Source organism: Microcella daejeonensis (assembly GCF_026625045.1).
GTDB lineage: Bacteria > Actinomycetota > Actinomycetes > Actinomycetales > Microbacteriaceae > Microcella > Microcella daejeonensis.
The window spans coordinates 643,539-659,002 of the sequence record NZ_CP113089.1; the positions used below are offsets into that span (position 1 = coordinate 643,539).

Annotated in this window: 13 protein-coding genes; 3 read left to right on the forward strand and 10 right to left on the reverse strand. The window is 71.0% G+C overall.

What is annotated here, in order from left to right:
* Positions 1-759: 759 nt before the first annotated feature.
* From OVN18_RS03120 to OVN18_RS03130, 3 genes are all read right to left on the reverse strand, one after another.
* The gene (locus OVN18_RS03120) at positions 760-1,794 is read right to left on the reverse strand and encodes a LacI family DNA-binding transcriptional regulator (protein ID WP_267738113.1); all 1,035 of its coding nucleotides are present in this window, start codon (positions 1,792-1,794) and stop codon (positions 760-762) included.
* A 159-nt stretch (positions 1,795-1,953) separates the two neighbouring features.
* Entirely contained in the window at positions 1,954-3,123 is a 1,170-nt protein-coding gene (locus OVN18_RS03125; RefSeq protein WP_267781849.1) for a cystathionine gamma-synthase, read from the reverse strand.
* On the reverse strand, positions 3,120-4,568 hold the full coding sequence (locus OVN18_RS03130) for a cystathionine beta-synthase (protein WP_267781851.1): 1,449 nt from the start codon (positions 4,566-4,568) through the stop codon (positions 3,120-3,122). Before OVN18_RS03130 ends, OVN18_RS03125 begins: the two co-directional genes overlap by 4 nt.
* A gap of 182 nt (positions 4,569-4,750) precedes the next feature.
* Between OVN18_RS03130 and OVN18_RS03135 the strand changes: the two genes are divergently transcribed.
* The gene (locus tag OVN18_RS03135; RefSeq protein WP_267781852.1) at positions 4,751-5,404 is read left to right on the forward strand and encodes a DUF3105 domain-containing protein; all 654 of its coding nucleotides are present in this window, start codon (positions 4,751-4,753) and stop codon (positions 5,402-5,404) included.
* Between the two features lie 2 nt (positions 5,405-5,406).
* A complete protein-coding gene (locus OVN18_RS03140) occupies positions 5,407-6,099 on the forward strand; it encodes a DUF305 domain-containing protein (RefSeq protein ID WP_267781854.1) in 693 nt (230 codons plus the stop codon).
* Between the two features lie 177 nt (positions 6,100-6,276).
* On the opposite strand, the gene OVN18_RS03145 is transcribed toward OVN18_RS03140, so the two are convergent.
* The 4 genes from OVN18_RS03145 to OVN18_RS03160 form a co-directional block, all read right to left on the reverse strand.
* Positions 6,277-8,175, reverse strand: a complete 1,899-nt coding sequence (locus OVN18_RS03145; RefSeq protein ID WP_267782896.1) for an ABC transporter ATP-binding protein — start codon at positions 8,173-8,175, stop codon at positions 6,277-6,279.
* Between the two features lie 109 nt (positions 8,176-8,284).
* Positions 8,285-9,250, reverse strand: coding sequence for a carbohydrate ABC transporter permease (locus OVN18_RS03150; RefSeq protein ID WP_267781856.1), 966 nt, complete (start codon positions 9,248-9,250; stop codon positions 8,285-8,287).
* Complete coding sequence (locus OVN18_RS03155) at positions 9,247-10,239, reverse strand: carbohydrate ABC transporter permease (RefSeq protein WP_267781857.1); 993 nt, start codon at positions 10,237-10,239, stop codon at positions 9,247-9,249. Before OVN18_RS03155 ends, OVN18_RS03150 begins: the two co-directional genes overlap by 4 nt.
* A 113-nt stretch (positions 10,240-10,352) precedes the next feature.
* Positions 10,353-11,699, reverse strand: coding sequence for an ABC transporter substrate-binding protein (locus tag OVN18_RS03160; protein ID WP_267738122.1), 1,347 nt, complete (start codon positions 11,697-11,699; stop codon positions 10,353-10,355).
* A gap of 417 nt (positions 11,700-12,116) precedes the next feature.
* On the opposite strand from OVN18_RS03160, the gene OVN18_RS03165 reads away from it, so the two are divergent.
* Positions 12,117-13,160, forward strand: a complete 1,044-nt coding sequence (locus tag OVN18_RS03165; protein ID WP_267781859.1) for a LacI family DNA-binding transcriptional regulator — start codon at positions 12,117-12,119, stop codon at positions 13,158-13,160.
* Between the two features lie 126 nt (positions 13,161-13,286).
* Here OVN18_RS03165 and rplL read toward each other — a convergent pair whose 3' ends face one another.
* The 3 genes from rplL to OVN18_RS03180 all read right to left on the reverse strand — a co-directional run bounded on the left by rplL (position 13,287) and on the right by OVN18_RS03180 (position 15,412).
* Positions 13,287-13,670, reverse strand: coding sequence for a 50S ribosomal protein L7/L12 (gene rplL, locus OVN18_RS03170; protein WP_168916452.1), 384 nt, complete (start codon positions 13,668-13,670; stop codon positions 13,287-13,289).
* 47 nt (positions 13,671-13,717) lie between these two features.
* A complete protein-coding gene (gene rplJ / locus OVN18_RS03175) occupies positions 13,718-14,233 on the reverse strand; it encodes a 50S ribosomal protein L10 (protein ID WP_267738125.1) in 516 nt (171 codons plus the stop codon).
* A 333-nt stretch (positions 14,234-14,566) separates the two neighbouring features.
* Complete coding sequence (locus tag OVN18_RS03180; protein WP_267781860.1) at positions 14,567-15,412, reverse strand: NAD-dependent epimerase/dehydratase family protein; 846 nt, start codon at positions 15,410-15,412, stop codon at positions 14,567-14,569.
* Positions 15,413-15,464 lie beyond the last annotated feature (52 nt).

Genomic DNA, 15,464 nt, shown 5'->3' on the forward strand with positions numbered 1-15,464 from the left:
CCGCGCGGCCGGGAAGAACGTCGGCGGGGCTGACAGCGCTCACTCGAGACCTCATCGTCTGGGGGGGTGGCGTCGGCCGTGGTGGCGCCGACGCCGGGGTGGAGGTGGTGCGGGGGTGGTGCGGGGTGGTGGTGCGGGGTATCCGCGATGAGGCGATCTGATGTGACCGTTCACATGGCGTGGACACATCTAACGGCGAAACGGTCACATCTGTCAAGCGGGCCCGGCACGTCGTCGGTCACAACTGCGTAACAGGCGCGAACCCCGCCAGCCCGGGCGTCGAGCGCCGACGGGTGCGATCCCGGGCGCCGCGCAACCCGTCCCGGCCGCTGCGCGCCCCGTCCCATCCGCTGCGCGACCCGGCCGTTGCGCGACACGCCCCGGCCGCTGCTCGCCCCGTCCCATCCGCTGCGCGACCCGGGCGTTGCGCGACGCTTCCCGTGCCCGCGATCAGGAGTCGCGTGTCCCGCCCCGGCGTGTTGCCGTGCGGCGTCCGACGACACGCCGATCGGCTCCTGATCGCGGGCAGGTTGTGGCGAGCATCCCGCGCCCGATCGTGCGGAGACGGGCACCGGCACTGGCACAAATTCAGGCATCCGGCGCTCGACCTCGGCGCGCCGCCGCACGACACCGGACGACGCGCCGTGCCGTGCCTGAATTCGTGCCCATGCGGCGACGGGATGCTCGGCGCGGGCCGCGCACCGCGCACCGCCGAGCAGCCCCGGCCCGCCCGACCGCCCTCAGCGCCGACGACCCGGATCAGCGCGCCCGCGCCGTCGACTGCCGCACGACCAGTTCGGCCTGCACCGGGTCGTGGCTCAGCTCGGTCTCGCCGCGCAGCTCGCCGAGCAGAAGGGCCACGGCTCGGCGGCCGATCTCGGCGAAATTCTGCCGCACGGTGGTGAGCGGCGGGGCGAAGTGCGCCGCCTCGGGGATGTCGTCGAAGCCGACCACCGAGATGTCGTCGGGCACCGAGAGCCCCGAGTCGCGGCAGGCGTGCATGAAGCCGAGGGCCATCTGGTCGTTGCCGGCGAACACGGCGGTGAAGTCGCGGTACCGCAGCAGCTCGAGGCCCGCGTAGTAGCCGAAGTGGGCCGTCCAGTCGCCGAGGATCGGCGCGCGGGTGCGCAGGTCGGCGTCGCCGAGCTCGCGCAGGAACCCCTGCATGCGCGCCTCCGCCTCGATCCAGTCCTGGGGGCCCGAGAGGTGGGTGATCTCGGTGTGCCCGAGCTCGATGAGGTGCCGGGTGGCCAGCCGCGCCCCCTGCACCTGGTCGACCCAGAGCGAGTGCGCCCGGTTGAGGCCCGTGGCCTCGAGGGTCACGAAGGGAACCGCGACCTGGAGGTCGTCGAGCGCCTCGAACACCCGCACCTGCGGCGCGACGACGATGAGAGCCTCGATCGACTGGCTCATCAGGTAGTCGAGCCCCGACTTGATCGAGGCGTACTCGCTCGAGGCGATGTTGGTGATCGTGAGGCGGTAGCCGGCCTCGCGCGCGGCGAGCTCGATCGCGGCGATGCTCGTCGACGGTCCGTAGTGCGCCGACTGCGCCGAGAGCACGCCGATCGTGCGCGAGCGGCTCGTGACGAGGGCGCGGGCGGCCTGATTGGGCCGGTAGCCGAGCTCGTCGATGGCGGCGCGCACCCGGGCGAGGGTGGCGGGGCGGATGCTCGGGCTGTCGTTGAGCACGCGCGACACGGTCTGGTACGAGACGCCGGCGACCCGCGCGACGTCGCGGATGTTGGGGGCGCGCACGCGGTCGGGCTCGGTCGCCCGGTCCGACTCCGCTGTCATGTGCACCCGTTCGCTGCCGGCATGTGTACGTTCACATGCGCTCGGCTCATTATGCACCGGCCGCCCTCCGATGCCACGATGCGGGGCGCTTCGCCGCGGGATGCTCCCCCGCGGCCGCCCGCGCGGCAGCCCTCCCCTGCGGGCGTCGACCGGCCGTGCCTACAGCCGGTCGAGCGCCTGCCGCACGTCGGCCACCAGGTCGGCGGCGTCCTCGATGCCCACCGAGAGCCGGATGATCGAGTCGGGCACCTCCAGCTCGGTGCCGCGCACCGAGGCGTGGGTCATCTCGCTCGGGTAGTTGACGAGCGACTCGACCCCGCCGAGCGATTCGGCGAGCGTGAAGACCGTCAGGTGCTCGGCGAAGGCGCGCGCGGCGGCGGCCCCTCCGACGAGGTCGAGCGAGAGCATCCCGCCGAAGCCGCTCATCTGCCGGGCGGCGAGGGCGTGACCGGGGTGGTCGGCGAGGCCCGGGTAGTAGACGCGCGCGACGGCCGGGTGGCCGACGAAGGCCTCGGCGATGGCCTGGGCGTTGGCGCTGTGGCGGTCCATGCGCACGGCGAGCGTCTTGATGCCGCGCGTGGTCAGCCAGGCGTCGAGCGGGCCCGAGACCGCGCCCGCCGCGAACTGGTGGAAGCCGACCTTCTCGGCCAGGGCGTCGTCGTTCATGACGAGCGCGCCGCCGAGCACGTCGGAGTGCCCGCCGAGGTACTTGGTCGTCGAGTGCACGACGACGTCGGCCCCGAGCGCGAGCGGCTGCTGCAGGTAGGGGGTGGCGAAGGTGTTGTCGACGACGACGAGGGCGCCGACCGCGCGGGCGAGCTCGGCGAGCGCCGTCACGTCGGTGATCTTCATCATCGGGTTCGACGGGGTCTCGAGCCATAGCACGCGGGGCTTCAGCGTCTCGAGCGCCTCGCGGGTCGCCTCGAGGTCGCCGAGCTCGACCGTCGTCAGGCCGATCTGCCACGCGCCGAAGACCCGGCGCACGAGCCGGTGGGTGCCGCCGTAGACGTCGTTGCCCATGAGCACGTGGTCGCCGGGGCGCAGCACGGCGCGCAGCAGCGCGTCCTCCGCGGCGAGGCCCGAGGCGAAGCTGAAGGCGTGCGCGCCGCCCTCGAGCGCGGCGAGCTGCACCTGCAGGGCATCCCGCGTGGGGTTGGTGCCGCGGGTGTACTCGTAGCCGTTGCGCAGGCCCCCGACGCCGTCCTGCGCGTAGGTGGTGCTGAAGTGCACGGGCGGGATGACCGCGCCGGTGCTCGCGTCGGGGCTCTGCCCCGCGTGGATGGCCCGGGTCGAGAAGCCGTGGGTGGCGTGCGGGTCGGTCGAGCTCATGCGTTCTCTCCGGAGTCGGGGGTCGGGTCGGTCGCGGCGGCCGGGTCGGCGGCGGCGGGGGCGTCCGCGAGCGCGGCGACGAGGTCGTGGCGGCTGAGCAGCCCGACGGGGTCGCCGCCGTCGAGCACGAGCAGGGTGTCGGGCTGCCGCCCGCCGGCCCCGCGCTGGGCGAAGCGCGTCCGCGCCGCCTCGAGGCTCTCGTGCGCGCCGACGAAGGGCATGGTGGGGCCCATCGCCGCGGTCACCGGGTCGGTCGGGGTGGCCTCGCCCGCGGCGAGCGCGCGCAGCAGGCCGTGCGCGTCGACCGCGCCGAGCACCTCGCCCAGGCGCACCGCGGGCTCGCGGGTGAGCACGGGCAGGGCGCCGTCCGATCCGGCGAGCGCCGCCACGGCGTCGGCCACGGTGTGCTCGCGCCGCAGGTGCGCCAGCGGGCGGGCCGGAGCGCCGAGCAGGTCGGCGACGGTCGGCGAGCCCTCGGGGTGCGAGAAGCCGTAGCGGTGCATCCAGTCGTCGTTGAAGATCTTGCCGAGGTAGCCGCGGCCGCCATCGGGCAGCAGCACCACGACGACGTCGTCGGGGCCGAGCTCGCGGGCGACGTTCAGCGCGCCGACGACGGCCATGCCGCAGGATCCGCCGACGAGCAGGCCCTCCTCGCGGGCGAGGCGCAGCGTCATGTCGAAGGCCTCGGCGTCGGTGACGGCCTCGATGCGGTCGGCGACGGTCGGGTCGTAGGCGGCCGGCCAGAAGTCCTCGCCGACGCCCTCGACGAGGTAGGGCTCGCCGGTGCCGCCCGAGTAGACGCTGCCCTGCGGGTCGACGCCGACGATCTGCACGCGCTTCTCGCCGGCCCCCGCGCTGATCTCGCGAAGGTAGCGGCCGGTGCCGGTGATGGTGCCGCCGGTGCCGACGCCGGTGACGAAGTGCGTCACGCGACCCTCGGTGTCGCGCCAGATCTCGGGGCCGGTGGTCTCGTAGTGGCTGAGCGGGCCGTTGGGGTTCGAGTACTGGTCGGGCTTGAACGCGCCCGGGATCTCGCGGGCCAGCCGGTCGCTCACCGAGTAGTACGAGCGCGGGTCGGTGGGCTCGACCGCGGTCGGTGTCACGACGATCTCAGCGCCGTAGGCGGTGAGCACGTTGCGCTTGTCCTCGCCGACCTTGTCGGGCAGCACGAAGACGCACTTGTAGCCGCGCTGCTGCGCGACGAGCGCGAGGCCGACGCCGGTGTTGCCGCTCGTCGGCTCGACGATCGTGCCGCCGGGCTTGAGCTTGCCCTCCCGCTCGGCCGCGTCGATGATGCGGGTCGCGATGCGATCCTTCGCCGAGCCGCCGGGGTTGAAGTACTCGACCTTGGCGAGCACGGTGGCGCTGATCCCCTCCGTCACCCGGTTCAGCTTGACGAGGGGGGTGTCGCCGATCAGATCGACGACGGAGTTCGCGTACTTCATGGCGTCGAGCCTACCGGCGTGCGGCAGGGCGGGGCCGGGGGTGGATGCTCGCCCGCGGCCGCGCATCCAGCACCCGCTTCGCACCCTGTCAGCCCGTCGTGATGCGCATCGGCGATACTGAGGGGACGCCTGCCGCGCCGCGAGCGCCGCCCCGCCCCTCCCCGACGAGCTGGAGCCCCACCGTGCCGAACGACAACCTCACCGTCAAGCAGCAGCGCGAGCAGCGCCGCCAGGAGAAGGTCGCCGCCCTCAAGGCCAAGCAGGCCGCCGAGCGTCGCCGCAACCGCCTCGGCATCATCGGCGCCGTCGTGGGCGGCGTCGCCGTCATCGCGATCATCGTCTCGATCGTCATCGTGAACGCGCAGCCCCAGGTCGACCCCGAGACCATCGAGATCGCCGATGTCGAGGAGTTCGATGGCCTCGAGGGCACGCACGTGCAGGGCGTCGTCGACTACGAGATGACCCCGCCCGCGGGCGGCCCGCACAACCAGGTGTGGCTCAACTGCGGGATCTACGAGGAGCCGGTGCAGAACGAGAACGCGGTGCACTCCCTCGAGCACGGCGCCGTCTGGGTCACCTACGACCCGGCCGCGCTGAGCGAGGCCGAGATCGAGACGCTGCGCGACTCGGTGCCGAGCACCTACATGGTCGTCTCGCCCTTCGAGGGCCTCGAGAGTCCCGTCGTCGCGAGCGCCTGGGGCGCGCAGGTCGCCCTCGACGGCGTCGACGACCCGCGCCTGCAGGACTTCATCACCAAGTACCGCCAGTCGCAGAACGCCCCGGAGCCGGGCGCGCTGTGCACCCAGGGCATCGAGGGCGAGGGGCTGATCTCCTGAGCATGACGTCGGGCAGTTCCACGAGCGACCCGCAGTCCCCGCCGCGGCCGCCGCGCATCACCGCGCGCGCCGTCTGGGCGGGCGTCGTCCTCATCCTCATCGCTCTCGTCGCCGGCGTGCTGCTCGGCCGCATCGGCGCTCCGGGCGCGGCCTCGATGCCGGGCGAGACGAGCGCTGAGGCCGGCTTCGCCCGCGACATGCAGACGCACCACAACCAGGCGGTCGAGATGTCGATCCTCATCCGCGACCGCACGGACGACGAGGAGATCCGCCTCCTCGCGCTCGACATCCTCACGGCGCAGTCGCAGCAGGCGGGTCAGATGTTCGCCTGGCTCAGCGCCTGGGGTCTTCCGCAGACGGGCAGCGAGCCCGAGATGGCGTGGATGGCCCGGCCCGCGCTCGACGGCGAGGGCGAGGCGCACGACGGGGGCCACTCCGGCATGGAGATGGGCGACACCATGCCTGGCTTCGCGACGCCGCAGCAGCTGCAGCAGCTGCGCGGCGCCGAGGGCGTCGAGGCCGAGCGCCTCTGGCTCGAGCTCATGATCGCGCACCACCAGGGCGGCGTCGAGATGGCCGAGGCCGTGCTCGAGCGCAGCGACGACCCGCTCGTCACGCCGCTCGCCACGGGCGCGGCGACCCTGCAGCAGAAGGAGATCGACTACATGACCGAGCTGCTGGAGGCGCGCTCCTAACCTCCTGGCGCGACCCCGACGACACTGAGGGCCGCGGGTTCCGCGCAGAGCCGCAGCGAGTACGCCGGTGCGAAGCGCGCAACGGCCGGTTTTCCGCACGTCGCGCCGCATGGGCGACGGGCATCGAGTCCCCCCACGCGGGCGCGCCGATGCGCGGGACGCAGCTCGAGCGCCGGGCTAGACGGTCGGCTCGACCGGCTCCGGCTCGCTCGGCGCGATCGCCGGCCGGAACTCCGTCGACTGCTCGGCGATCAGGCGCGCGTAGATGCCGTCCCGCTCGAGCAGCTCGCCGTGGGTGCCGCTCTCGACGATGCGGCCCGCGTCGAGCACGTGGATGACGTCGGCCCCGGCGACGGTCGACAGCCTGTGCGCGATCGCGATGGTCGTGCGCCCGCGGGCGGCCGAGTCGAGGGCGCCCTGCACGACGCGCTCCGACACCGAGTCGAGCGCGCTCGTCGCCTCGTCGAGGATGAGCACCGGCGGATCCTTGAGCAGCACCCGCGCGATCGCGACCCGCTGCTTCTCGCCGCCCGAGAGCCGGTAGCCCCGCTCGCCCACGACGGTGTCGTAGCCGTCGGGGAACGAGGCGATCGTGTCGTGGATGCTCGCCGCCCGGCAGGCGGCCGCGAGCTCATCGTCGGTCGCCTCGGGCTTGGCGTAGCGCAGGTTCTCGGCGATGGTCGCGTGGAACAGGTAGGTCTCCTGGCTCACGATGCCGATCTGCGCGATGAGGCTGTCCTCGGTGAGCTCGCGCACGTCCGCTCCGGCGAAGAGCACGCGGCCGCTGCTCGCCTCGTGCAGGCGCGGGATGAGGTACGAGACCGTGGTCTTGCCGGCCCCGCTCGGGCCGACGAAGGCCACGAACTGCCCGGGCTCGACCTGGAAGGAGACGTGGTCGAGCGTGGGAGCTGCGTCGGCGGGAGCATCCGGGTACCGGAAGACCACGTCGTCGAAGCGGATGCGCCCCACCTGCGCGGGGTCGACGGGGCGGGCGTCGTCGCTCGCCCTGATGGCGGGCGTCAGGTCGAGGTACTCGAAGATGCGCGCGAAGAGCGCGCCCGAGGTCTGCAGGTCGAGGGCGACGCGCATGAGCCCGAGCAGCGGGAAGGTCAGCCGGGCCTGCACCGTCGTGAAGGCGACGATCGTGCCGGCGGTGACGGGAACGTCCTGCTGCAGCAGCCAGGCGGCGACGAGGTAGACGATGGCGGGGATGACGCTGAGGAACACGTTGACGAGCGCGAAGAACCACTGCCCGCTCATCTGCAGCTGCACCTGCAGCCCGCGCTGGGTGTCGTTCTCGGCCCGGTACCGCTCGACCTCGGCGCCCTGCCGGTAGAAGCTCTTCGCGAGCATGATGCCCGAGACGCTCAGGGCCTCCTGCGTGATGGCGCTCATGTCGCTCAGCGACTCTTGCGTCTTCGTCGCGATGCGCGCGCGCACCTGGCCGACGCGCTGCTGCGCCACGACGAGCACGGGCAGCAGCACGATGGCCACGAGGGTCAGCTGCCAGCTCAGCAGCAGCATCGCCACGAGCGCGGCGAGCACGGTGACGGTGTTGCCGATGACGCTCGAGACGGTGTTGTTGAGCACGCCGGCGACCCCGCCGACGTCGTTCTGCAGCCGCGACTGGATGACGCCGGTCTTCGTGCGGGTGAAGAAGGCGAGCTCCATCGCCTGCAGGTGGTCGAAGAGCCTGACCCGCAGCCGCGCCATGACGGCGTTGCCGACCGTCGCGGTGAGGTAGGTCTGCGCGATGCCGAGCCCGGCGCTGACGACCCACAGCGCGAGCATGACGCCGACGAGCATGAGCAGCACGGGCACGTTCGGCTCGCCCCCGGGCGGGAACAGCCCCTCATCGAAGGCGCGCTGCGTCAGCAGTGGCGGCAGCACGCTGAGGGCCGCGCTCACGAGCACGAGCGCGATGGTCACGATGATCATCGGCCGGTGCGGAGCGAAGAGCTCCGCGATGCGGCCGAGCAGATTCGGGATGCGCGGCGCGGCGGCGTTCTCGGCCCGCTGGGCGGCCGCGTCGCTGCTCGACACCCGGCCGCCGCGGCGGCCTCCGCCCATCCCCATGCTCACGCGCCGAGCCTAGAGCCGGGTCGCCGTGCACGCGCCGAGAGGCCCGAGGGGATGCTCCCCCTCGGGCCTCTCGTGAGCGTTGCGGCTGATCAGCGCGCGCTGATCACCCCTTGGTCGAGCCCGCCAGCAGGCCGCGCACGAAGTAGCGCTGCAGGCTGAAGAACACGATGAGCGGGATCACCAGCGAGATGAACGCCGCCGCCGGCAGTCGCTCCTGGTTGCGCCCGAAGTTGCCCACGAGCTCGCCCAATCGTTGCGTCAGCGGTGCGACATCGGCCGTGCCGCCCGAGAACACGAGCGCGACGAGAAGATCGTTCCAGACCCAGAGGAACTGGAAGATGCCGATCGAGGCGAGCGCCGGCAGGGCGAGCGGGATGATGATGCGGAAGAAGATCTGCGTGTGGTTCGCGCCGTCGACCCGCGCCGCCTCGATGACCTCGCCCGGGATCTCGGCGATGAAGTTGTGCATCAGGAAGATCGTCAGCGGGAGGCCGAAGATCGTGTGCGCGATCCACACCGCGGGGAAGGTGCCGCTGATGCCGAGAACGCCGGAGAAGATCTGCAGCAGCGGGATGAGCGCCATCTGCAGCGGCACGATCTGGAGCGCGAAGATGAGCACGAAGATCGCGCCCGAGCCGCGGAACTTGATCCAGGCGAACGCGTACGCCGCCATCGTCGCCAGGATGATCGGGAACAGCGCCCCCGGGATGGCGATGACGAGGGAGTTCACGAAGTACGAGCCGAGGTTCGCCGAGCTCGCGCCCTGCGTGGTGAGCACCGCGGCGTAGTTGTCGAGCGTGAAGCTCGGGCTGACGAAGATGTTCCACCAGCCGTTGGAGCGGATCTCGTCGGGCGTGCGGATGGAGGAGACGAGGAGCCCGAAGGTCGGGATCGTCCAGATCACGGCGATGATGATCGCCGCGATCGTGGCGCCCGGCGAGGTCAGCTTCTGCTGGGCCTCGGCGGCCTTCGACAGCTTCTTCGCGGCCCGCGCCTCGGCGCGCGCCTCGTTCTTCTGCCCGAGCGGCCGGTCGAGCTTCGCCTCGGCCTTGTCGGTCACGTCGGTCATCGGATCTCCTTCTGCTGACGCATGACGCGCACGTTGTAGACGACGATCGGCAGCACCATGAGGAACAGGATGAGCGCCAGCGCGGAGCCGTAGCCCTGCTCGCCGCGGTTGAAGGCCTGCGTGTACATCTCGTTCGCGACGACCGAGGTGTCGTACTGACCACCCGTCATGGCGCGCACGATGTCGAACACCTTGAGGGTGGCGATCGAGATGGTCGTGATGACGACGACGAGGGTGCCGCGGATGCCCGGGAGGGTCACGTTGCGGAACTGCTGCCAGGCGTTGGCGCCGTCCAGACGGGCCGCCTCGATGATCTCGACGGGCACGCCCTTGATGGCCGCCGAGAGGAGGACCATCGCGAAACCGGTCTGGATCCAGACCATCACGATGATGAGGAAGAAGGTGTTCGCCGGAGCGTCGACGAGGAACTGCTGCGGCTCCTGCCCGAGCCAGACGAGGATCTGGTTGAGCAGACCGATCTGCTCGCTGAAGCCCTCCTGGCGGTACTCGTACATGAAGCGCCAGATGATGCCGGCGCCGACGAAGGAGATGGCCATCGGCATGAACACGAGCGACTTGAGGACCTTCTCGCCCTTGCTCTTGTCGATGAAGATCGCGTAGGCGAGGCCGATCACCGTGGAGAGGGTGGGGACGAGAGCCACCCAGATCAGCGTGTTGCCGATGACGAGGAGGATGTCGGGCTGCGTGAACATCCAGACGAAGTTGTCGAGGCCGACGAACTCGCGCCCGGTGCGGTCGAAGAAGGCGAGGGTCGCCGTCCGCGCCGCGGGGTAGATGAGGCCGACGAGCAGCAGCAGCAGCGCGGGAGCCACGAAGGCCAGCAGCTGCCAGACGTCACGCCCCTTCTTGGGCGCCCTGTCGGCGAGGAAGAGGATGAGACCGACGACCGCCGCGAACACGGCGAGGCCGAGGATCATGAGGCCGAACTTCTCGAAGAGATCGGACCAGAACTCCGACAAACCTCTCATAGGGGTAAACCTCCATTGGTTCTCGTTCACGCTACCTGAGAGACCGGCCCGCCGGAGGACGAATCCTCCGACGGGCCGGTCGGGTCAGCTCATGGAGCTGGGCAACCCGAGGGTTACGGGAACGTGCTGTCGATCGCGGTCGTCACCTCGTCGGTGGAGGCTCCACCGATCCAGTCCACCATGCCGGTCCAGAACGAGCTGGTGCCGACGGCGGCGGGCATGAGGTCGGAGGCGTCGAACCGGAAGACCGTGTCCTCACCCTGCAGGATCTCGATCGACTGGCGAGCGAGGTCCGACTGGGCGTTGGCCGGGTCGAGACCCTGGTTGGCCGAGATGACGCCACCGAGCGAGATGCGGTTGTTGGCCCACAGGTCGCTCGAGAGGTAGGTCTGCACGGCCGCGGTGGCCTCGCTGTCGTTGAAGGCACCGACGAACTCGCCACCACCGGTGACCGCGGCGGGGTCATCCGCGTTGATCGGCGGGGTGATGAAGGCCCAGACGTCGCCGTCCTCGGCCACGGTCACGCCCTCGCCCCACTGGGCCTCGTAGAAGGAGGCCTGGTGGTGCAGCGAGCAGGTGCCGTCGAGGATGGCGAGACCGCTGTCCTGGAAGGTGGTGGTGACGATCGAGTCGACGCCGCCGAAGCCGCCGTTGACGAACTCGTCGTTGAGGAGGACCTCGCCGACGCGGTCGAAGGCCTCGGTGACCTCGGGGCTGTTGAAGGGCAGCTCACCGGCGACCCACTGGTCGTAGGCCTCGGGACCGGCACCGCGGAGGACGAGGTCCTCCACCCAGTCGGTTCCGACCCAGCCGGTGGCGTCGCCCGAGCCGAAGCCGGCGCACCAGGGGCGGTAGGGGCCCTCGTTGCGCTCGGTCATGGTCTCGGAGAGCGCGATGAGCTCGTCGTACGTGGTCGGGATCTCGTAGCCGTTCTCCTCGAAGTCGGCCGGCGAGTACCAGACGTAGCCCTTGACGCTGGCCATGAGCGGCGCGGCGTAGAAGGTGCCGTCGACGGTACCGTAGCCCTTCCACGACTCGCTCCAGAACTCGTCGACGTTGGCCTCGACGGACTCGGGGGCGGCGACGACGTAGCCGTCGGCGATGAGGCGCTGCAGCAGACCGGGCTGCGGGATGATCATGAGGTCGGGAGCGTCCCCGGCGGCGGCGCGCACGTTGATCTGCGTCTCCGCCTCCTGCGTGCCCACGTAGTCGATGGTGATGCCCGTGCACGACTCGAAGTCGGACCACGAGGTGACCAGGTTGTCCGCCTCGACGTCGATGATCGTGGCGTAGACCTCGACGGTCTCGCCCTCGAACTGGCCGTACTGCTCGTACTCGGTGCAGTCGGCGTCGCCGCCGCCGGCACCCGGCTCGTCAGCGGCGCAGCCGGCGAGCACGAGGCTCAGGGCGCCGATCGCCGCGGCCGGCGCGATGAGCCGGCGTCGGAGAGTGGAACGCATGTGTTTCCTCCTCATTGAGGGTTAGGACGGCGCCCCTCATGAGGAGGTGAGCCGCTCTGCTACGGAAGGTGGTGGTGATTCTCGGTGCGGAGCCAGCCCGTTCGCGCGGCCTGCCAGGGGCATGACCACCGGGTCGGGAACCGGTTCCAGCAGTCACGGTACGTCACGGGATGCTCGACCGCAACCCGTGCCCCCCGGGCTGTTACCGATCCGTTGCCGTTCACGAACCGTTCGCATCGCGGTACCGCCTCGGGGCGGCGTTCCCCACCGTTCCATGAGAGAGCGCTCCCACCTGGCACCGGTTCCACACCGGTCCGGATCGGGCTACACTCGGGCCGTAGTGGAGCCGGGCGCGCATCGTCGCGCGACCCGCGGTGCCTCGCGGCCCGGGCTCCCGTCCGATGGAGGACCCTCAGCATGAGCATCCTGGCCGATGTCGCGCGGATCGCGGGCGTGTCGAAATCGACCGCCTCGCGAGCGCTCAGCGGGCGCGGCTACGTCTCCGACGACACCCGCCACCGCGTCGAGGCCGCCGCCGCCGAGCTCGGCTACGTCGTCTCGACGGCCGCGGCCAGTCTCGTCACCGGTCGCACGCGCAACGTCGGCGTGGTCATCCCCTACATCAACCGCTGGTACTTCGGCGAAGTGCTCGAGGGGATCGAGTCGGCGCTCATCCGCGCGGGCTACGACCTGACGCTGTACCGCCTGAGCACCGACATCGACCTGCGCCGCCGGGTGTTCGACTACTTCCTCGTGCGCAAGCGCGTCGACGCGGTCATCTCGGTCGCCATCGCGCTCAGCCAGCACGAGGTGCAGATGCTCGAGGCGCTCGGCAAGCCGCTCGTCGGCATCGGCGGGCGCATCGAGGGGATCCCCTCGCTCTCGATCGACGACGTCGAGACGGCGAGGCTCGCCACCGAGCACCTGCTGAGCCTCGGGCACAGGCGCATCATGCACATCGGCGGCGACCAGAACGAGCAGATGGACTTCCGCGTGCACTCGCAGCGCTACGTGGGGTTCCGGCGCGCCCTCGACGCCGCGGGCGTCGGGATCGAGGACGACTTCCGCGACGCCGACTTCTCCATCCAGGGCGGATACGCGGCCGGGCTCGCCGTGCTCGGCGACCCGCGCACCCGACCCACGGCGATCTTCGCCGGCTGCGACGAGATCGCGATCGGCATCATGACAGCCGCGCGGCAGCTGGGCATCGCCATCCCGGCCGAGCTCTCGATCATCGGGGTGGACGGCCACCCGCTCGCCGAGATGCACGGACTGACCACCCTCACGCAGAACCCGGGCGATCAGGGCCGCCGCGCGGTCGAGATGCTGCTCGCCCAGCTCGAGGGCGCCCCCGCGACCGAGTCCGTCGCCGCCCCGACCGAGCACCTGGTGCTGCCGACGACGCTGACCGTGCGCACCTCGACGGCCGTGCGCCGCGAGCCCGCCGCGGCGCGGGTCTAGCGGAGGGCATCCCGCCGCAGGACGGCGCGGATCCGCAGAACCGGAGCGCGCCCTCCCGGGAACGCCGAAGGGCGCCGCCCGACGGATCGGAGCGGCGCCCTGGTACCCCGCGATGCGGGGCGGGGACTACTTGAGGGTGACGGTGGCGCCGGCGGCCTCGAGCTGGCCCTTGGCCTTCTCGGCGGTCTCCTTGTTGGCGCCCTCGATGACGGTCGCGGGGGCGCCGTCGACGAGCGCCTTCGCCTCGCCGAGGCCGAGGCTCGTGAGCGCGCGGACCTCCTTGATGACCTGGATCTTCTTCTCGCCGGCGGCCTCGAGGACGACGTCGAAGGAATCCTTCTCCTCGACCTCCTCGGCGGCAGCGGCAGGGCCGGCGGCAGCGGCGACCGCGACGGGCGCGGCGGCGGTGACCTCGAAGACCTCTTCGAACTTCTTGACGAACTCGCTGAGCTCGATGAGCGAAAGCTCCTTGAACGCCTCGATGAGCTCGTCGGTGGTGAGCTTGGCCATGATTGTCTCCTTCTAGTTGTTTCTCGTCGTGAACCGGTCAGCTGAGATCAGCTGCCGGACTCCTGCTTCTGCCGCAGCGCGTCAACGGCGCGAGCGGCCTGCGCCAGCGGCGCGTTGAACATGTAAGCGGCACCGAACAGCGAGGCCTTGACGGCACCGGCGAGCTTCGCCAGCACCACCTCACGGCTCTCGAGCTCGGCGAGCTTCATGACCTCGGCGGCGTCGAGCGGGTTACCGTCGAAGTAACCGCCCTTCACAACGAGGTTGGGGTTTGCCTTGGCAAAGTCGCGCAGAGCCTTCGCGACGGTGACGGGGTCACCGCTCACGAACGCGATCGCGGAGGGGCCGGCGAGCATGTCATCGAGCGAGTCGATGCCAGCCTCGTGGGCCGCGATCTTGGTCAGCGTGTTCTTCACCACGGCGTACGACGCGTCTGCAGCGATGTTCGTGCGCAGCTGCTTGAGCTGAGCCACCGTGAGACCGCGGTACTCGGTCAGCAGAACGGCGGTCGAGCTGGAGAAGAGTTCCTTCAGCTCGGCGACCGTGGCTTCCTTGTTCGCCATGGTGCTCCTTACGGTTGTCGTGGGTGTTCTCCATCGACCCCGGGAACCCGGCCGCAAACGACGAAAGCTCCGGCGCAGGCGCACGGAGCTTCTTCGCCCCGCGCACCCGATGGGTGGGATGCGGAGCGGATCTCTTCTGTGTCACCTGCGCGGGCCCTCGCCGACCTCAGTGATGAGGAGCGAGCCTTCGACCGGCGTCCCCTCCCGAGTTCTCACTCGAGCCGGGCACGCCGATAGCCGGCGGTCTTTGGCAGAGGCCAGAGTACGTCACGGTCGGCCCCGCGGCAAATCGTGCGCCGGGCATCCCCCGCCGCGCCGCGGGGCGCGACCGGGTCAGACGTGATCGAGCCAGCTGTGCTGCGGGTCGTAGCCGAGATCGCGGCGCGCGGCGTCGATCGACAGCAGGGTCTCGCGCCCCTCGACCGGGCGGCTGAGCGGCACGCCGGGGAACTCCTCGGCCATGAGCTCGGCGCTGTCGCGGCGCATCGTCGTATCGGCCGCGGCGATGATGTACGTCGCGTAGTGGTCACGCTCGACGGCGAGAGCGCGCTCGACCGCCTGGGCGCCGTCGCGGCGGTCGATGTAGCCCCAGAGGTTCCAGCGGCGCACGCTCGCGTCGTCCTGCCAGGAGGGGTACTCGGCGTAGTCCTCGATCGCCATGACGTTGCTGAAGCGCAGGCCGGTGATCGTGAGTCCCGGGGTGAGGCGCATGAGCTTCGTCGCCAGCTCCTCCTCGAGGTGCTTGCCGACCGCGTACATGAAGTTCGGGCGGGTCTCGGCGGCCTCGTCGATGGGCGCGTACGGCGGCGCCTCGGTGAGCGGCAGGCCGAGCAGCGTCTCGCTCGAGGCGTGCACGATGCGGCGCACCCCCCCGCGGCGGGCCGCCTGGAAGACGTTGATCGTCATCGCCAGGTTGTCCTGCAGCAGGGCGGTGTCGGGGCGCAGGCCCGGCGCGGGCGTCGCGGCGAGGTGCACGATCGCGTCGAGGCCGGCGTGGCGCTCGTCGACCCCGGCGATCGCGTCGGCGACCTGCCCGTAGTCGGTCATGTCGATCTGCACGAAGCCCGTGCCGCGCTCGCCGCGGGAGTCGAAGCCGACGACCGTGTGCCCGGCCTCCCGAAGACGGTCGACCACGGCGACGCCGAGCTTGCCACTCGATCCGGTGACGACGATGCGCATGGGGGCCTCCCGGGTGTTCGGTCGCGGCACCGGATGCTCCCGGGCCGCGGCG

What these genes read in the sequence shown, in the direction of transcription:
- OVN18_RS03180 (WP_267781860.1), bottom strand. Translation starts at nt 15,412, where the DNA reads ATGCGCATCGTCGTCACCGGATCGAGTGGCAAGCTCGGCGTCGCCGTG.
- OVN18_RS03125 (WP_267781849.1), bottom strand. Translation starts at nt 3,123, where the DNA reads ATGAGCTCGACCGACCCGCACGCCACCCACGGCTTCTCGACCCGGGCC.
- rplJ (WP_267738125.1), bottom strand. Translation starts at nt 14,233, where the DNA reads ATGGCGAACAAGGAAGCCACGGTCGCCGAGCTGAAGGAACTCTTCTCC.
- OVN18_RS03145 (WP_267782896.1), bottom strand. Translation starts at nt 8,175, where the DNA reads ATGGGGATGGGCGGAGGCCGCCGCGGCGGCCGGGTGTCGAGCAGCGAC.
- OVN18_RS03150 (WP_267781856.1), bottom strand. Translation starts at nt 9,250, where the DNA reads ATGACCGACGTGACCGACAAGGCCGAGGCGAAGCTCGACCGGCCGCTC.
- OVN18_RS03130 (WP_267781851.1), bottom strand. Translation starts at nt 4,568, where the DNA reads ATGAAGTACGCGAACTCCGTCGTCGATCTGATCGGCGACACCCCCCTC.
- rplL (WP_168916452.1), bottom strand. Translation starts at nt 13,670, where the DNA reads ATGGCCAAGCTCACCACCGACGAGCTCATCGAGGCGTTCAAGGAGCTT.
- OVN18_RS03160 (WP_267738122.1), bottom strand. Translation starts at nt 11,699, where the DNA reads ATGCGTTCCACTCTCCGACGCCGGCTCATCGCGCCGGCCGCGGCGATC.
- OVN18_RS03140 (WP_267781854.1), top strand. Translation starts at nt 5,407, where the DNA reads ATGACGTCGGGCAGTTCCACGAGCGACCCGCAGTCCCCGCCGCGGCCG.
- OVN18_RS03165 (WP_267781859.1), top strand. Translation starts at nt 12,117, where the DNA reads ATGAGCATCCTGGCCGATGTCGCGCGGATCGCGGGCGTGTCGAAATCG.
- OVN18_RS03120 (WP_267738113.1), bottom strand. Translation starts at nt 1,794, where the DNA reads ATGACAGCGGAGTCGGACCGGGCGACCGAGCCCGACCGCGTGCGCGCC.
- OVN18_RS03155 (WP_267781857.1), bottom strand. Translation starts at nt 10,239, where the DNA reads ATGAGAGGTTTGTCGGAGTTCTGGTCCGATCTCTTCGAGAAGTTCGGC.